The 17,251-nt window shown below is 58.7% G+C and carries 13 protein-coding genes; 6 read left to right on the plus strand and 7 right to left on the minus strand.

Annotated features, from left to right (window positions below; translation table 11 throughout):
* Positions 1-8: 8 nt before the first annotated feature.
* The 4 genes from J3P79_RS12325 to J3P79_RS12340 all read right to left on the minus strand — a co-directional run bounded on the left by J3P79_RS12325 (position 9) and on the right by J3P79_RS12340 (position 4,230).
* The gene (locus J3P79_RS12325) at positions 9-1,319 is read right to left on the minus strand and encodes an ABC transporter substrate-binding protein (RefSeq protein WP_039590926.1); all 1,311 of its coding nucleotides are present in this window, start codon (positions 1,317-1,319) and stop codon (positions 9-11) included.
* 186 nt (positions 1,320-1,505) lie between these two features.
* A complete protein-coding gene (locus tag J3P79_RS12330; protein ID WP_039590924.1) occupies positions 1,506-2,411 on the minus strand; it encodes an AraC family transcriptional regulator in 906 nt (301 codons plus the stop codon).
* Between the two features lie 82 nt (positions 2,412-2,493).
* Positions 2,494-3,783, minus strand: coding sequence for a glycosyltransferase family 4 protein (locus tag J3P79_RS12335; RefSeq protein WP_434610905.1), 1,290 nt, complete (start codon positions 3,781-3,783; stop codon positions 2,494-2,496).
* Between the two features lie 75 nt (positions 3,784-3,858).
* Complete coding sequence (locus tag J3P79_RS12340) at positions 3,859-4,230, minus strand: response regulator (RefSeq protein WP_434610907.1); 372 nt, start codon at positions 4,228-4,230, stop codon at positions 3,859-3,861.
* 260 nt (positions 4,231-4,490) lie between these two features.
* Here J3P79_RS12340 and J3P79_RS12345 point away from each other — a divergent pair, with 260 nt between their 5' ends.
* From J3P79_RS12345 to J3P79_RS12365, 5 genes are read left to right on the plus strand one after another with little or no spacing between them, the layout of a single operon-like run.
* Entirely contained in the window at positions 4,491-7,970 is a 3,480-nt protein-coding gene (locus J3P79_RS12345; protein ID WP_434610908.1) for a response regulator, read from the plus strand.
* The gene (locus J3P79_RS12350) at positions 7,970-8,785 is read left to right on the plus strand and encodes a CheR family methyltransferase (protein WP_434610910.1); all 816 of its coding nucleotides are present in this window, start codon (positions 7,970-7,972) and stop codon (positions 8,783-8,785) included. The genes J3P79_RS12345 and J3P79_RS12350 overlap by 1 nt, the downstream gene beginning before the upstream one ends.
* Complete coding sequence (locus J3P79_RS12355; protein WP_434610912.1) at positions 8,782-9,369, plus strand: chemotaxis protein CheB; 588 nt, start codon at positions 8,782-8,784, stop codon at positions 9,367-9,369. The genes J3P79_RS12350 and J3P79_RS12355 overlap by 4 nt, the downstream gene beginning before the upstream one ends.
* 5 nt (positions 9,370-9,374) lie before the next feature.
* Positions 9,375-10,640, plus strand: coding sequence for a hybrid sensor histidine kinase/response regulator (locus J3P79_RS12360; protein ID WP_434610914.1), 1,266 nt, complete (start codon positions 9,375-9,377; stop codon positions 10,638-10,640).
* Positions 10,633-11,010 (plus strand): response regulator, encoded by a 378-nt coding sequence (locus J3P79_RS12365; protein ID WP_030142671.1) that lies wholly within the window; start codon positions 10,633-10,635, stop codon positions 11,008-11,010. Before J3P79_RS12360 ends, J3P79_RS12365 begins: the two co-directional genes overlap by 8 nt.
* A 361-nt stretch (positions 11,011-11,371) precedes the next feature.
* Here the strand turns inward: J3P79_RS12365 and J3P79_RS12370 are convergent, their stop codons facing one another.
* The 3 genes from J3P79_RS12370 to J3P79_RS12380 form a co-directional block, all read right to left on the minus strand.
* On the minus strand, positions 11,372-13,042 hold the full coding sequence (locus J3P79_RS12370) for a response regulator (RefSeq protein ID WP_434610916.1): 1,671 nt from the start codon (positions 13,040-13,042) through the stop codon (positions 11,372-11,374).
* A complete protein-coding gene (locus tag J3P79_RS12375; protein WP_434610918.1) occupies positions 13,039-14,541 on the minus strand; it encodes an ATPase domain-containing protein in 1,503 nt (500 codons plus the stop codon). Before J3P79_RS12375 ends, J3P79_RS12370 begins: the two co-directional genes overlap by 4 nt.
* Positions 14,542-14,693: 152 nt before the next feature.
* Positions 14,694-15,749, minus strand: a complete 1,056-nt coding sequence (locus J3P79_RS12380; RefSeq protein ID WP_434610920.1) for a tetratricopeptide repeat protein — start codon at positions 15,747-15,749, stop codon at positions 14,694-14,696.
* A gap of 253 nt (positions 15,750-16,002) precedes the next feature.
* Between J3P79_RS12380 and J3P79_RS12385 the strand changes: the two genes are divergently transcribed.
* Positions 16,003-17,225 (plus strand): IS3 family transposase gene (locus J3P79_RS12385; RefSeq protein ID WP_434604220.1). Its coding sequence is split into 2 segments (ribosomal slippage): positions 16,003-16,354 and positions 16,354-17,225, totalling 1,224 coding nucleotides; the frame shifts between segments, so codons are not numbered across the junction.
* Positions 17,226-17,251 lie beyond the last annotated feature (26 nt).

Raw genomic sequence — 17,251 nt, forward strand, 5'->3', positions numbered from 1 at the left:
ACAAGTCTTTACTTGGGGTACCCAGCGCGCTTCATCTCGCGTTCGGTGGTGGACTGCGCGGCGGTCAACGCCTGGTCCACGGTCTGCTGGCCGGTCAGCGCGCCCGAGAAGAACTTGCCCACCTGGGTGCCGATGGCCTGGAACTCGGGAATGGTCACCAACTGGATGCCAATGTAGGGCACTGGCTTGAGGGTAGGGGCTTTCGGGTCGGCGACTTTCAACGACTCCAGCGTCACCTTGGCAAATGGCGCGGCTTTCATGTACTCGTCGCTGTAGGTGGAGGTGCGGGTGCCCGGTGGTACGTTGGCGATGCCGTCGGTCTTGGCGACCAACTGACCGTATTCCTTGGACGTTGCCCATGTAGTAAACACCTTGGCGGCGTCCTTGGCTTTGGAACTGGTCGGGATCGCCAGTGACCAGGAGTACATCCACGAGGTGCCTTTTTCGGTTTTTTCGTGGGGGGCGAAGGTGAATCCGACGTGATCGGCCACTTTGCTCTGGGTCTTGTCGGTGACGAACGAGCCGGCGACGCTGGCATCGACCCAGACCGCGCACTTGCCACTGTTGAACAGGGCCAGGTTTTCGTTGAAACCGTTGCTGGAGGCGCCTGGAGGGCCGGACTTCTTCATGTTGTCGACGTAGAAGTTCAGGGCATCCTTCCACTCGGGTCCATTGAATTGCGGCTGCCACTTCTCATCGAACCAGCGCGCGCCAAAGCCGTTGGCCAGGGTCGTGATCAGCGCCATGTTCTCGCCCCAACCGGCCTTGCCGCGCAAGCATAGGCCATATTGTTCCTTGGTCTTGTCGGTGAGCTTTTCCGCGAACTCACCGATCTGGGTCCAGGTCGGGTGTTCGGGCATGGTCAGCCCGGCGTCCTTGAACAAATCCGTGCGGTAGTAAGTGATCGAGCTTTCGGCATAGAACGGCAGGGCGTACAGCGAGCCCTTGACCGACAAGCCATCGCGCACGGATGGGAAGATGTCTTCCAGGTCATAGGCAGCGGGCAGGTCCTTCATCGGTTCCAGCCAGCCCTTGGCACCCCAGAGTGCGGCTTCGTACATGCCAATGGTCAGCACGTCGAACTGCCCGCCCTGGGTGGCGATGTCGGTAGTCAGGCGTTGGCGCAAGACGTTTTCTTCGAGCACCACCCAGTTCAGCTTGATGTCCGGGTGCTCGGCCTCGAAGGTTTTCGAGAGCTTTTGCATGCGGATCATGTCGCTGTTGTTGACGGTGGCAATGGTCAGGGTTTGCGCGCCGAAACTGACGCTGCTGAGGGTCATGCAGGTGGAAACAAGCAGAGCTTTTACCGAAGGTTTCATCGCGCACTCCTTTTCCGCGCCCACGGGCAGCAGAAGGACAGTTATTGTTTTTGTGTCTTCCGGATGAGAGGAAGAATGTGCGCTGATTACAGCCCTCAATGGACGGCGTGACAAATCATCCGTCGCACTTTGACTGATACTTTTTTGCACTGGCTGTATTTAGGTGAACCCTGGCGAGGCGAATATTCAGCCTTGGTTCTGTTCGGTCAACCGCTGCACCGCCAGTCGCCGGTAGTGGGACGGGGTCATGCCCTTGAGTTGCTGGAAGCGCCGGTTGAAGTTGGAAATATTGTTGAAACCCGACTCAAAGCACACATCGGTCACCGGTTTGTCGCCATCGGCCAGCAGCTCGCAGGATTTGCTGATGCGCAGGCGATTGACGAATTCGATGAAGCAACGGCCGGTGGCTTGCTTGAACACTCGGCTGAAGTAAGTGGGCTTCATGCCCAGGTGCTCGGCAACTTCTTCCAGGGGCAGCTCCCGGGCGTAGTGGGCGAAAATGTAGTCCACCGCGCGGTTGGTGCGGTCGATGCTGTGCTCATCCGCCGCTTGTGGGGTTGTAGCGCCGGACAGCAATTGGTAGTCGTCGCAGCTCGCCAGCAGCTCCATCAGGATGAAAAAGTAGCCCAGCCGGCTCATGCCCTGGGCGTCGGCGATGCGTTGCATCAACGTCATGGCCTGGCGAATGGTGCGCTTGCAGCGAAACTCGATGCCGTGCTGGGCGCGTTCGAGCAGCGGTGCGAGGGTCTTGAGTTCGGCGAACACCTGGTTGCCGCTTTCAAACAGCTCGTCGGTGAAATTCACCAGCATGTCGCGCTTGGGCACCACTTCATCCTCGGCCACCTGGCTGATCCAGTTATGGGGCAGGTTGGGGCCGGTGAGGAATAGTGACTGAGGGGAGAAATTGCCGATGTAATCGCCGATGAAGACTTTGCCCGAGCTGGCGACGATCAGGTGCAGCTCGTATTCCTTGTGGAAATGCCAGCGCACCAGCGGGCAGGGAAAGCCGTGCTGGCGGTAGATGATGGACAGCCCGTTGTGGTCGTCCATCAACTCGTAGGAAGGGTCGGTGACTCTGGCTGTGCGGGTCATGGGCTTGGTGCTTTTGTTGTTATCGCCGCTGGATGATGCCTCCTTCGGCGTCCGCGTTCCAGCTCCGGGAGCAACGAGGGCATCAGCTGTTGCGGTTCTTTTCTTCAATCCACTGTGACATGTACTGGGTGCTCTTGTGCTGGTGGTGGCGCAGCATGCTGCCGGTGAAGTTGTCCCGGCGGCGCCGTGGAAGATCGGCACGGCAGGCATTGAGACTGTCAATCAAGGCCGGGCCGTGGACCTGCCTGCGGAAACGTTCCCCGAGCAAGGCCAATCCGGCCTCCTGGGCATGGGCCCAGCGCGCCTGGTCGGTATACAGCTGCACGGCGGCTGCGGCGATGTCTTCGGCGCTCTGGGCGATCACGCCGGGCCAGGACATGCCGCCGTGCATGGCTTCGGCGCCCACGGGCGTGGTGATACTGGGCGTACCGCAGAGCATGGCTTCGATCAGCTTGCCCTTGATGCCGGCACCGAAACGCAGTGGCGCCAGGCAGATACGGGCCGCGGACATGACCTGCAAGGCATCTTCGGCCCAGTTCATGATATGAAATCCCTGGTTCGGATTGTGCAGCGCCACCGCCTTCGGCGGTGTATAGGCGCCGTAGAGGTGCAGCTGCGCACCGGGCAGTCGATGGCGGATCAGCGGCCATACCGCGTTTTTCATCCAGAGCACGGCGTCCCAGTTCGGTGCGTGACGGAAATTGCCGATGCTGAGGAAGTGCGCCCGGTCCTCGAAGGGTACGAAAGGCTCGTCAGGCAGGTCCAGCATCAACGGGCACCAGAGCAACAGCTCGCGGGGCACCTTGAAGTGTTCCACCAAGAGTTCGATCTCGAACTCCGACACCATCAGGTTCAGGTCGCAACGGAACAAGGCGGCAACTTCGCGCCTGGCCAGGTCAGTGTCGGCCATCAGCTCGAACTCCTCGCGCAGGGCAGGCGCGAACAAGTCGCTGAAATCCTGGGAGGCTTCATCGGTCTTCAGGCGCTCTTTGAGTCGCTGATGCCGTGCATGACGCAGGCTTTGCAAGTCCGAGGTTTCCAGCACGCGCAGGGCATCGGGGCAATGTTTCTCGACCCGCCAGCCAAACTGTTCTTCCATCATGAATTGGTCGAACAGGACGATATCCGGCGCGAGTTCAGTAATGAATGCGTCGAAACTGCTGTTATTCAGTTCGATCGGTACTTCACGGATGCCCACGCCGATCAGGTCAGCGCGGTTTTCGCCGGGCTTGGCGGGGCTGCTGAAGGTAATGTCCCAGCCTTGTCCAAGAAAGGCCTCAAGCAACTGCATGACATGTCCGCCGGCCGCCGATGAACGTGGCTCGGGCCAGACATAGCCGATAACCAGGACTTTGGTGGTGGGATGGGGCATGGCGGGCAATCCTTGGAGCGTTTCAGGCGCAGTCGGCGCGCGGGGCGCCGATAGTGACCAAGAATGCGCCTGGGCTCAAGAAAGAATCTTTTTGACCTTGTCGCGTAATTGATCGATGGAGAATGGTTTGCCGATCACGTTCATGCCTTCCGGCACGTCAATGCTTTCGGCGTAGCCGCTGGCGAACAGGATGGGCAGTCCCGGTCGCAAGAAGCGTGCTTCTTTTGCCAACTCCCGGCCGTCCATGGGCTGCATGCTGACATCCGTCATCATAAGGTGGATGGGGCAGTCCGTAGCCTTCAAAAGCTCCAGGGCCTCTTCGCCACCTTCCGCCTCCAACACCTTGTAGTCCAGTTCCTCCAGCACATCGACAATCAACATGCGCACAATGGAGTCGTCTTCGACTACCAGAATGGTGGGGGAGGTAACAGGAGCGGGGACGGACATAATGGACTTCTCGGAAGATGGAATCGGGAGGGGGCGATAAAAACCGGCCCTAATGCATGAGTAAGTCGAGAGGTGGCACAAGTTCCCGAAGCTGTACAAGAAAGGATCTATAGTACAAGAGCTGACAAGGATAGTCGCATCCTTACCACCGAGGTAAAGCGCCTTGGGATTTTGCGTCCTTGATTCGTCAGAAATGTGGATCCAGCCCGTAATTTTGGGCACACTCCATGATTTTCAACTGCTCACCAAGGCCTTCTTCCATGACTCCTTCGTCTTCGGTTGACGAACAAAGTTTTCGCAAGCTCCTAAGCCGTAACATCAGTCTCCCTCTTGGCATTGGCGCTCTTAGCGCGGTGTTCTTCATCGTGCTGATCACGTACTTGCTATCGGTGATCCAGTGGGTAGGGCACACCGATCGGGTGATCAATAACGCCAATGAAGCGCTGAAGCTGAGCGTCGACCTTGAAACAGGCATGCGTGGTTACCTGTTGAGCGGCGACGAGCACTTCCTCGACCCCTATGAGGTCGCCAAACCGCGGATCGCAGTAGCGCTCGACACATTGTTGGAATTGACAGCCGATAATCCGGTGCAGACCGACCGTTTGCACCGCATCCAGGCGCTTCAGGTGGAATGGGCCAACTATGCTCAGGGGATGATCGATCTGCAACGCAGCAGTGGCGATTATCGCGGGGCGGTCAAGGCCGGACGCGGCAAGCGGCTGACCGACGAGATACGCAAGGCTTTCGAAGATGTCGTCGAGACCGAGCAGCAATTGCGCGCCGAGCGCAACGAGCAGGTGCGCACCACTACGGTCTGGAGCATTGCCCTGTATTTGCTGTTCGTTGCGGCCGTCAGTGGATTGCTGGCCTATGTCGGCCGTCGGGATCTTCTGACGCTGTCCGGCAACTACAGCGCCAGCCTGAAAGTCCAGCAGCAGAGCGCGTTGCACCTGGAGAAGCAGGCCTGGTTGCGCAATGGCCAGACCCAGTTGGCCGAACAGGTCCTGGGCCAGCTGACTCTGAACCTGCTCGGGCGCAACATTCTGCAGTTCTGCGCGCAATACCTGGGCACTGTAGTCGCCGCCCTTTACGCACGGGAAGAAAACGGCACCCTGCGACGCATCGCCACCTATGGCATGTCCAAGGAAGATGACGAACTCCAGCAGGTCATCATCGACGGCGAGGGCATCGTCGGCCAAGCCGTGCGGCAAGGGCGCCTCATCCGGCTGGACGATGTGCCCGGCGATTACCTCAAGGTCAGCTCGGGGCTCGGCCAGGGGCTGCCCAACTGCGTGCTGGTGGTGCCTACCCGTGACGATGATCGCATCAACGGTGTCGTTGAACTGGGCTTCCTGCGGCCGTTGACCGAGCGCGACATCGAGCTGTTGGAGTTGGTAGCCGGCAATATCGGCACCTCCATCGAGGCGGCTCGCTATCGTCAGCGCCTGCAAGAGGTGTTGGCCGAGACCCAGCAATTGAACGAAGAGCTGCAAGTGCAGCAGGAGGAACTCAAGACTGCGAACGAGGAGTTGGAGGAACAGTCGCGCATCCTCAAGGAGTCCCAGGCGCACCTGGAAGCCCAGCAACAGGAACTGGAGCAGACGAACGAGCAGTTGGCCGAGCAGCGCGACGCCATGGACCAGAAGAACAGCGAGCTGAACCTGGCCCAGATCCAACTGCAGGAACGCGCCGAAGAACTGCAGCGCTCAAGCAAGTACAAATCCGAATTCCTCGCCAATATGTCACATGAGCTGCGCACGCCGCTCAACAGCTCCTTGATCCTGTCCAAGTTGCTGGCGGAGAACCCGCACAACAACCTCAGCGACGAGCAGGTCAAGTTCGCCGAGTCGATCTATTCCGCCGGCAATGACCTGCTGAACCTGATCAATGACATCCTGGACATTTCCAAGGTCGAGGCCGGCAAGCTGGAAGTGCGCCCGGAAAACACCAGCGTGGCGCGCCTGGTGGATGGGCTCCAGGATGTGTTCAAGCCGCTGACGGCTGAGAAGGGCCTGGCGTTTGAAGTACAACTGCTGCCTGACGCGCCATCGATGTTGTACACCGATCGCCAGCGTCTGGAACAGATACTCAAGAACCTGCTGTCCAACGCCGTGAAGTTCACCGAACACGGCTCCGTCGAGCTGTCCGTGACCGGCCAGCCGGGTTCGGGCATCGCCTTCATGGTGCGTGATTCGGGAATCGGCATCGCCGCCGATCAACAGCAGAGTATTTTCGAGGCGTTCCGCCAGGCCGATGGCACCACTAACCGCCGTTACGGCGGCACCGGGCTGGGACTGTCGATTTCCCGGGATCTGGCGACGTTGCTGGGCGGTTCGATTTCGGTATCCAGCGAGCCGGGGCAGGGCAGTGTCTTCACGCTGGTCTTGCCGGAGCGCTACGTCGAGCCCGGGGACAACCCCTTGGAACCGCTGACCTTTACCCCGACCGCAAGCGCTCCTGCAACAACCCGTGCGCCGACACCGGTGCCGCTGGTTGCCGAGGTGGAAACGCCGCTCCCGCAGTTTCCTGACGACCGGGACAAGGCGCCGTTCGATTCCCGCTGCATCCTCGTCATCGAGGACGAACCCAGGTTTGCCCGAATCCTGTTCGACCTCGCCCATGAACTGGGCTACCAGTGCCTGGTGGCCCACGGCGCCGACGAAGGCTTCGACCTGGCCTTGCAACTGAGCCCTGACGCTATCCTGCTGGACATGCGTCTGCCGGATCACTCCGGGCTTACCGTCCTGCAACGGCTCAAGGAACAGGCCCAGACCCGCCATATTCCGGTGCACGTCATTTCCGTCGAAGACCGCGTCGAAGCGGCCATGCACATGGGCGCCATTGGTTACGCGGTCAAGCCGACCACCCGGGACGAACTCAAGGACGTGTTCGCGCGACTGGAGGCCAAGCTGACCCAAAAGGTCAAGCGGGTGCTGTTGGTTGAAGACGATGACTTGCAGCGCGACAGCATTACCCGCCTGATCGGCGACGACGACATCGAGATCACCGCCGTCGGCCTGGCACAGCAAGCCTTGGATCTGCTGCGCGACAACGTCTACGACTGCATGATCATCGATCTCAAGCTACCGGACATGCTTGGCAATGACTTGCTCAAGCGCATGTCCAGCGAAGAGATCTGTTCATTCCCGCCAGTGATCGTCTACACCGGGCGTAACCTGACGCGCGACGAAGAAGCCGAGCTGCGCAAGTATTCACGCTCGATCATCATCAAGGGGGCTCGCTCCCCGGAACGTTTGTTGGATGAAGTCACACTCTTTCTGCACAAAGTCGAATCGCGGTTGTCCCATGAACGACAGCGCATGCTCCAGACTGCCCGCAGTCGCGACAAGGTGTTCGAAGGCCGCAAGGTACTGGTGGTGGACGACGATGTGCGCAACATCTTCGCCCTGACCAGCGCCCTGGAGGCCAAAGGAGCGATTGTGGTCATCGGGCGCAATGGTTATGAGGCGATTGAACGCTTGAACGAGGTCGAAGACATTGATCTGGTGCTGATGGACGTGATGATGCCCGAGATGGATGGCTTCGAAGCCACCACGCTGATTCGCAAGGATCCTCGCTGGCGCAAATTGCCGATCATCGCCGTGACCGCCAAGGCCATGAAGGATGATCAGGAGCGTTGCCTGGCCGCGGGCTCCAACGATTACCTGGCCAAGCCGATTGACCTGGATCGCCTGTTTTCACTGATTCGCGTGTGGTTGCCGAATATGGAAAGAATTTAGTGGAACGAAACACAGACATTGAACTTCGTTTGTTGATCGAAGCGATCTACCTGAAGTACAGCTACGACTTTCGCGATTACTCCGGCGCTTCCATCAAGCGCCGGGTGCTGCACGCGTTGAGCCAGTTCGAGTGCAAGACCATATCGGCGCTGCAAGAACGCGTGTTGCATGATCCGGGCGCGTTCATGCAATTGCTGCAGTTGCTGACAATCCCGGTCAGTGAGATGTTTCGCGACCCTGCGCACTTCCTGGCGATTCGCGAGGAAGTGGTGCCGCTGCTCAAGACCTACCCGTCGATCAAGATCTGGATTGCCGGTTGCAGCACTGGGGAAGAGGTCTACTCCATGGCAATCCTTCTGCGGGAAGAAGGACTGCTGGATCGCACGTTCATCTACGCAACGGACATCAACCCGCGCTCCCTGGAAAAAGCCAAGCAGGGCATCTTTTCCCTGGAAAATGTCCGGGCCTACACCCAGAATTACCAGCTTGCCGGAGGTAAGCGTTTGTTTGCCGACTACTATACGGCTGCCTACGATTACGCCATGTTCGACAAGACCCTGTGCAAGAACGTGACCTTCGCCGACCATAGCCTTGCAACCGACAGCGTATTTTCAGAAACTCAATTAATTTCTTGTCGTAACGTATTGATTTATTTCAACAAAAAACTGCAGGATCGCGCTTTCGGATTGTTTCATGAGTCCCTTTGCCACCGTGGGTTCCTGGTGCTGGGGAGCAAGGAGACGCTGGATTTTTCAGCCTTTAGCGCGCAGTTCGAACCCTTGGTCAAACAGGAACGGATCTATCGCAAGTTATGAATCCAATGACGGACAGATCCAGCCAGTTGATCGAGGCAGTCGTCGTCGGTGCATCCGCCGGTGGCGTCGAGGCGTTGCTCAAGATTTTCACGCCGTTGCGCAAAGGCTTCAGACTGCCTGTCCTGGTGGTCTTGCATTTGCCCGACGAGCGCAACAGCCAGTTGGCTCAAGTATTGCGCCACCGTCTTGCAATACCCGTTGAAGAAGCGTGCGACAAGCAAGATATCCGTCCGGGCACCTTGTACGTAGCAGCGCCTGGTTATCACCTCTCGATCGAGGCCGACCGTAGCCTGTCGTTAAGCCTTGAAGAGCCGATTCACCATTCGCGGCCGTCGATTGACGTGCTGTTCGAATCGGCCGCCGATGTCTACGGCCCTCGTTTGCTGGCGGTGGTGCTCACCGGTGCCAACAGTGACGGAGCCAAGGGCTTGGCCAGGGTCAAGGCGCTGGGCGGCATCACGGTCGTCCAGGATCCGAAAGAGGCGCAGGTTTCCACCATGCCTGAAGCGGCGCTTGGTTTGCACGAGCCCGACCATATCCTAACTTTGCAGGGCATCGGCCAGTTGCTGGCCGGGCTGGAATGAACTAAATGCCAAGAGATATTCAAGCCAAACTGCTGATCGTCGACGATCTGCCTGAGAATCTGTTGGCCCTGGAAGCGCTGATCCAGCGCGACGACCGCGAGGTATTCAAGGCCTTGTCGGCGGACCAAGCGCTGTCGCTGCTTTTGCAACATGACTTTGCCCTGGCGATCATCGATGTGCAGATGCCGGGAATGAACGGTTTTGAGTTGGCCGAGTTGATGCGCGGCACGGAAAAGACGCGCAGCATCCCGATCATTTTTGTCAGCGCCGCCGGCCGCGAACGCAATTACGCCTTCACCGGCTACGAAAACGGCGCGGTGGACTTCTTGCACAAGCCGTTGGACACCCATGCGGTCAAAAGCAAGGTCAATGTGTTCGTCGAACTTTATCGCCAGCGCAAGGCGATGAAAGAGCAAGTCAATGCCCTCGAGCAGAGCCGCCGGGAGCAGGAGCAGTTGCTCCAGCAGTTGCAAGCCACTCGCGGGGAGCTGGAGCAGGCCGTGCGCATGCGCGATGACTTCATGTCCATCGTCGCCCATGAGGTCCGCACGCCACTCAACGGCCTGATCCTGGAAACGCAGTTGCGCAAGATGCACTTGGCACGGGACAACGCCGCGGCGTTCACCCTGGACAAGGTGAAGGCGATGGTCGAGCGCGACGAGCGCCAGATCAAAAGCCTGATCCGCTTGATCGAGGACATGCTCGATGTATCGCGGATCCGCACCGGCAAGTTGTCGATCCGTCCGACCCGTTTCAATCTGACGGCACTGGTGCAAAATCTGCTGCACAACTTCCAGCCGCAGATCGCCGCCGCCGAATGCACCGTGACGTGTACCGCCGAGCCTTTGGTGGAAGGGCATTGGGATGAGTTTCGCATCGAGCAGGTGGTATCCAACCTGCTGACCAATGCGTTGCGCTATGGCAGCAAGAGTCCGATCGAGGTGCGCGTCTACCAGACGCCCGAGCATGCCTGTATCGAAGTCCAGGACCACGGTATCGGCATCAGCGAAGAGAACCAGAAGCGCATCTTCCAGCAATTTGAACGGGTGTCGTCCAAGGCCGCCGCTACCGGCCTGGGTCTGGGATTGTTCATCTCCGAGCAGATCGTCACGGCCCATGCCGGTATCATCACGGTCAATAGCCGCCTCAACGAAGGGGCGCTGTTCCGCGTTTGTCTGCCTTTTCAGAAAACTGGCGAACGGACGCAACCTCTGAGCGACCCCAAGGTCGTATCAGCAGCTATTGATCCAACAAAGGCTTCTCATGAGTGAAGATGCGCAAGACGTTGTATTGATCGTCGAGGATGACCCTTCGATCCTGATGGTGCTGTCGGCTTATCTGTCAGGCGAGGGGTATCGGGTCTTGCAGGCCGAAAACGGTGAGCAGGCGTTCGAGATCCTGGCGAGCAAGCCTCATCTGGACATGATGATTACGGACTTTCGCCTGCCCGGTGGCATCTCGGGTGTGCAGATTGCTGAGCCGGCGGTGAGGTTGCGTCCGGACCTGAAGGTTATTTTCATCAGTGGTTATGCTCAGGAAGTGCGTGAGACGGATAGTCCTATTACTCGCAAGGCGCCGATTTTGGATAAGCCGTTTGATTTGGATGTGTTGCAGGGGATTATGCAGGGGATGTTGTCTTAGTTTTGTTTCTGCGGTTGACTGCGGTTGACTGGGTACGTATACGGCTGGTTGGGTACATATCCGTTTCTGCGGTAACGGCTGATTATGGTTCCGCTCTTACAGCGGGTCACTTTTTTCAGACGCCAAAAAAGTAACCAAAAAGGCTTTGCCCCACCACTCGGTGCCTCGCCTGGGCTCGGCATGCCTTCACTCCGGCATTGCTCCGTGGGCCGCCGCGAAGGGCCATCCATGGCCCAGCGCGGCTACCTCGGCATCCATGCCGAGGTGCCCACTGCGCAAGGCCTGCGTTCAGCCATCGTGGTTAACGGGGCATCAAGGTCAAGGTCAAGATCAAGGTCAAGATCAAAAGCAGTGCCAAGCCTCAGACCTTGATCATCTCCCGCACCTTCGCCGTCAGCAAATCAAAGGTAAACGGCTTGGTGATCATCTGCATGCCTGGGTCAAGGAAACCACCGCGCACTGCCGCGTGTTCAGCGTAACCAGTGATGAAGAGCACCTTGAGATCGGGCCGGATCTGCCGGCCGATTTCAGCCAGTTGCCGTCCGTTCATGCCGGGTAGGCCTACGTCGCTGATCAGCAGGTCGATGCGCTGGTTCGATTGCAGGATCGGCATCGCGCCATTGGCGTCGCCAGCTTCGACGAAGGTGTAGCCCAATTCGCTCAGCACCGCGCTGACCAGGACCCGCACCGCCGGATCATCTTCGACGATCAGCACGGTTTCGCCATCTTGCGCATAAGGCGCTTGTGGAACGACGACCTGGGGTTCGTGTATTTCTTCGCCGATGAAGCGCGGCAGGTAAAGGTTCACGGTGGTGCCTTTGCCGACCTCGCTGTCGATGGTCACGTGTCCGCGCGACTGCTTGCTGAACCCGTAGATCATCGAAAGCCCCAGGCCGGTGCCCTGGCCGATGGGTTTGGTGGTGAAGAAGGGATCGAACGCGCGATTAATCACCGCTTCCGGCATGCCGTAACCGGTGTCCTGTACGCTCAATACCACATAGTCGCCGGGTTCGAGATTCGTGTAGGCGTCGGTAAAGCCGGTATCCAGGTACTTGTTGAAGGTCTGTACCACCAGCTTCCCGCCGTCGGGCATGGCATCACGGGCGTTGAGGACCAGGTTGAGCAGGGCGCTTTCCAGTTGGTTGGGGTCGGCTTCGGCGATCCAGAGCTGTTCGTCCAGGCGCATTTCCAGGGCGATGCTTTCGTTGAGGCTACGTTGCAGCAGTTCGCCCATCGACAGCACCAAGGTGTTCATCTGCACGGCCTTGGAGTCCAGGGACTGGCGGCGGGAGAACGCCAGGAGCCGGTGGGTCAGGCCGGCGGCGCGATTGGCGGAGGTCACGCCCAGGTCGATCAGGCTATCGAGGTCTTCGGTGCGGCCCCGCGCCAGGCGTCGACGCAGCAGTTCGAGACTGCCGATGATGCCGGTGAGCATGTTGTTGAAATCATGGGCGATGCCACCGGTGAGCTGCCCGACCGCTTCCATTTTCTGCGATTGGCGCAAGGCTTCCTCATTGTGACGCAACTGGGCGGTACGCTCCTCGACCTGCTGTTCAAGGGTTTCGAGGGTGTTTTGCAGGCGTAGCTCGCTATTGCTGAGGTCGATCAGGCGGTCCCGGGCTTCGTATTGCCTTCGGCGTCCGCGCAGGGCGGTGGTCACCAGGCTGACGAGCGTAACCGGATGGAACGGCCGCTCAAGGAAGGTCACGTTGCCCAGTTGCGCGCCGATGCGCGCGACTGGATTGTGCTCCGGTCCTCCGTGATGCGTCAGCAGGACGATGGGCAGGTCGGACCAGGCCGGCTGCTGTTCGATGTGCTGGAGCAGGTTCTCCAGCTCCGGACCTACCAGGGCTTCCGAAGAAATGACCAGCATGCCCGCCCCATGTTCCAACTCTTCGCACAAATGGCCCAGATGAGTGCACACGAGGCCATGGAAGCCGGCTTCGTTGAGAATCATCAGGGCAATCTGGCTGTCCCGTCCCAGCGGCGCGAGAATAAGAGCCCGCTCGGACAGTGGCTCGGCCGACGTCACTGGGCCTCATCCTCAAGCAACGGGTGACCCGCTCCCAAATACGTTGGCACTCCGCGTAATACGCCTTGGAACGCTTCCAGTGGCTCGCCGATGGTCATGCCCCGCCTGTTGATACGGTATTCGCGGATGGTGGACTCATGGCTGCCGGTGCGCTTCTTGATGATGGAAATCGCGCGGCGAACCTTGCCCAGCGCCTCGAAATAACGCAGCAGGATAACGGTATCGGCCAGGTAGGTGATGTCCACCGGCGCCTGCATATCACCCACGAGGCCGTGCTGGGCGACAGTCATGAACGTCGCTGCGCCTTTGCGGTTGAGGTAGAGCAAAAGCTCATGCATATGCAAGACCAGAGCGTTTTCCTCCGGCATGGCGGCCTGGTAGCCGTTGATGCTGTCGATCACGACCGTCTTGATGTCGCCTTCGTTGACGCAGCGGCGCACCCGGTGGGAGAACTCGCCGGGGGACAGCTCGGCAGCATCGACCTGTTCGATAAGCAGGTTGCCGGTCTTCTGCAGCTCCAGCAGGTCGATGCCGATGTGCTTCATGCGCTCGAACAGCAAACCCAGCTCTTCATCGAAAATGAACAGGGCGGCTTTTTCGCCGCGCTGTACAGCTGCTGCCGCGAAGATAAGGGAGATCAACGACTTGCCGGTGCCGGCCGGACCAAGGATCAGCGTGCTGGAGCCGGTCTCGATACCGCCGCCGAGCAGGGCGTCCATTTCCTTGATGCCGCTGGACAATTGCTGGCGCAGGTACTGTCCACGGTGCTCGGCAGCCACCAGGCGAGGGAAGACATGCACGCCGTCGCCCATGATCGTGAAATCGTGGTAGCCACCACGGTACTTCTGCCCGCGGTACTTGACCACGCGCAAGCGACGCCGCTCGGCACCGTAGGATGGAGTCAATTCTTCGAGGCGGATCACGCCGTGGGCCACACTGTGCACGGTCTTGTCCAGGGACTCGGTGGTCAAGTCGTCCAGGAGCAGCACCGTGGCGTCGTAGCGTACGAAATAGTGCTTGATCGCCAGGATCTGCCGACGATAGCGCAGGGAGCTTTGCGCCAGGAGGCGGATCTCGGAAAGACTGTCCAGCACGACGCGGGTCGGCTTGAATCGCTCGACCACTTCAAAGATCTGCCGGGTCGCTTCGCCCAGCTCCAGGTCCGAGGAATACAGCAGGCTTTGCTGATGCTCGGCGTTGAGCAGGCTCTCGGGCGGGGTCAACTCGAAGATGTGGATGTTTTCATCCATGGTCCACCCGTGGGACGCTGCGCCCTGGCGCAATTCACGCTCGGTCTCCGATAGCGTGATGTACAACGAGCGCTCGCCGGCCTCGGCGCCGGCTAGCAGGAAGTGCAACGCGACCGTGGTTTTGCCAGTGCCCGGTTCTCCCTCCAGGAGGAACACATGGCCTCGGGACAAACCACCGGAAAGGATGTCGTCCAGCCCTTCGATACCGGTGGCGGCTTTTGCGCTGATCAACTCGTTAGATGTAGTCAAAAATAACCCTCTCATGACTAGGGAAGTGGGCAGCTGGCGGGTTCGCGCCTGAAAGGAACTGCCTGAATACTTGACCTTTGGCAGTCATGGCGGTTCCGCTTCCTTCGACAAAACGCGTACTGCTGCACAACTTTTTGCCCTCGCAGATCGGTCTATAAACCTTGTTGTATCGCCGGGTCGTCGGGGTTCAGTTGTTCCAGCTGAGCCAACAATACCTGGACATGTTGCAATTGACCGGTTTCCTTCCAATAGTTGATCAGCAGGACCCGAGCGTTGCGGTCGGCGGGATAGCGCTGGACAATTTCCTGCAGCTGTTTCTGCGCCGCTTCCACCTCCTGCTCGGCATGCAGCGTGGTCGCCAGGTCGTAGCGGTATTGGCGGTTATCAGGTTCCAGCTCCACGGCTTTCGCCAAGCCTAGCACCGCATATTCACTTTGCCCGTGTTGCAACAGCCACATGCCCAATGCATGTTGCAGATAAGCCGATGCCGGCTGCGCTTGCAACTGCCGGGCGAGCAACTGGCGAGCGGCGTCTCCCTGGCCTTGTTTGTCCAGAACATCGATCTGCATCACCAGTGCCGGCAGGTTGTCCGGTTGCAGCTGCAGGGTCTGTTCCAGTGCGTGCTGGGCTTTTTTCAGATCGGCGTCATGCACATACAGGCGGGCGAGCTGATAGAGCGATTCGGGCGTGGGTGGGCCATCGTTCAGCACTTGCTTCCAGGTATCGACGGCAATCTGCATCGCGCCGAAATACAGACCCAGTTCATCTGGCGACAGACCCAGCAGTGCATTCACGGCGGCGAACCGGACGCCCGGCTCGTTGTCATCCAGAAGCGGGCCGAGTAGCAGGCTGCGCTGGGCGTTCGGCACCAGCCCGACGATGCTGCCGATGGCGGCACGACGTACGGCCGGCGATTCGCTGTGCAAATCCGCCTGCGCCAGTTTCAAGGCTTGGGGGCTGGGATAGTTGGGCAGTTCGGCGTGTAGCCATATGCGGCGCTTCGCAGAGAGGTCCGGGCGCCCCAGTTGCTGGTAAAGCATCCGCGCCGCCCCGGGCTGTCCGTTGCGAGCGTTTTCCAATGCTTCGCTGTAACCGCGCTTGATGGCCTCGGGAATCTGCGGTGTGGCGTTGCGTAACCACATCGCGACGATGCCGATTGCCAACACAACGGCAAGACTGAAAAGCAGGTAGCGGCGAGACGATGACATGCAGGTAATCCATAACCAGTAGCGCGAAATGTCGCAAGCTTCGGTCAGGCGGCGGCCTGAGTCAAACCTTGTAACAGTAGTCATGAACCGGTGTGGGAGGGAGCTTGCTCGCGATGGCGTCGGATCAGTGAAGTAGATAGTGACTGACACACTGCTATCGCGAGCAAGCTCGCTCCCACAAAGGGCCTTTCCACAGCGGGTGTCTCGTCCTGAATAAGGTTTACACCTTCTGACCTATCCTCAGGAGGAACCAATGGATTCAGGAAAAAAGCGCAGTCAGCGTGATTACACGCTGAGCTTTAAATTGGCGGTCGTCGATCAGGTTGAAAAGGGCGAACTGAGTTATAAAGAGGCTCAACGGCGTTATGGGATCCAGGGCCGGTCGACTGTGTTGGTGTGGTTACGCAAGCATGGACGGCAGGACTGGAGCCAAGGCGCCTCCATTCGTGCCCAGAGGAACCGACCGATGGCCGAGCCAAATTTGCCGCTGACACCAGAGCAGCGAATCAAGGAGCTGGAAGAAAAGCTGGCCCTTGCCAACCAGAAAGCCCAATTTTTTGAAGCTGTCGTTGACGTGCTGAAGAACGATTACGGTGTTTCTGTCGTAAAAAAGCGATCCGGCAAGTCCTCAGCCAAGGGCAAATAGAAGACCTGAGTGTTACCAGGGCTTGCCAGTTTCTGGGCATCTCACGGCAGGCGTATTACAAGCGCAATCGAGCTTACGACGCGCGAGCTAGCCACGCGCAAAAGGTGCTGGGGTTTGTGCTGGAGACACGCCTTGAAATGCCCCGGTTGGGCACCCGCAAGCTGCATGGCCTTATGAAATCCGAACCTGAACTGACGCAAACGGTAGGCCGAGATCGGTTGTTCGATATTTTGCGGGATCATCGACAACTGGTCCCACGCAAACGCGCTTATCACAAGACGACCGACAGTCATCATCGCTTCCATCGACATCCAAATCGGCTCAAGCCCGGCCCTGACCAGGTCACTGCCACCGGCCCGGAACAGGTCTGGGTGGCGGATATAACCTATTTACCGACCGAGCAAAGCGTCGCTTACGTAAGTCTGATCACTGATGCGTTCTCGCGCAAAATAGTCGGCCATCATGTGCATGAAAGCCTGCATACCGAGTCAGTCATCCTGGCGATGAGAAAAGCTCTTCGACACCGAAGAACCAATCAGCCGCTGGTACATCACTCCGATCGGGGCTCGCAATACTGCTCTGATCTCTATCAAAAGCTGCACGCCAAGCATGGCGTCATGTGTTCGATGACTGATGGCTACGACTGCTACCAAAATGCTCTAGCGGAACGAGTGAATGGGATTCTGAAAACAGAATTTCTTTTACACCGTCCCAAAGACCTTGCCCAAGCCAAGCGCATGGTTGAGGAATCGATAGAAATCTATAACCGTAAGCGACCTCATCTGGCCCTGAAATACAAAACGCCCGATGCGGTGCATCGGGCGTTTTGAGACTGAAACAGGTGTAAACCTATTTC

The sequence above is a fragment of the Pseudomonas sp. R1-7 genome, assembly GCF_051132105.1.
Lineage (GTDB): Bacteria > Pseudomonadota > Gammaproteobacteria > Pseudomonadales > Pseudomonadaceae > Aquipseudomonas.

What these genes read in the sequence shown, in the direction of transcription:
- J3P79_RS12325 (WP_039590926.1), bottom strand. Translation starts at nt 1,319, where the DNA reads ATGAAACCTTCGGTAAAAGCTCTGCTTGTTTCCACCTGCATGACCCTC.
- J3P79_RS12330 (WP_039590924.1), bottom strand. Translation starts at nt 2,411, where the DNA reads ATGACCCGCACAGCCAGAGTCACCGACCCTTCCTACGAGTTGATGGAC.
- J3P79_RS12335 (WP_434610905.1), bottom strand. Translation starts at nt 3,783, where the DNA reads ATGCCCCATCCCACCACCAAAGTCCTGGTTATCGGCTATGTCTGGCCC.
- J3P79_RS12340 (WP_434610907.1), bottom strand. Translation starts at nt 4,230, where the DNA reads ATGTCCGTCCCCGCTCCTGTTACCTCCCCCACCATTCTGGTAGTCGAA.
- J3P79_RS12345 (WP_434610908.1), top strand. Translation starts at nt 4,491, where the DNA reads ATGACTCCTTCGTCTTCGGTTGACGAACAAAGTTTTCGCAAGCTCCTA.
- J3P79_RS12355 (WP_434610912.1), top strand. Translation starts at nt 8,782, where the DNA reads ATGAATCCAATGACGGACAGATCCAGCCAGTTGATCGAGGCAGTCGTC.
- J3P79_RS12360 (WP_434610914.1), top strand. Translation starts at nt 9,375, where the DNA reads ATGCCAAGAGATATTCAAGCCAAACTGCTGATCGTCGACGATCTGCCT.
- J3P79_RS12365 (WP_030142671.1), top strand. Translation starts at nt 10,633, where the DNA reads ATGAGTGAAGATGCGCAAGACGTTGTATTGATCGTCGAGGATGACCCT.
- J3P79_RS12380 (WP_434610920.1), bottom strand. Translation starts at nt 15,749, where the DNA reads ATGTCATCGTCTCGCCGCTACCTGCTTTTCAGTCTTGCCGTTGTGTTG.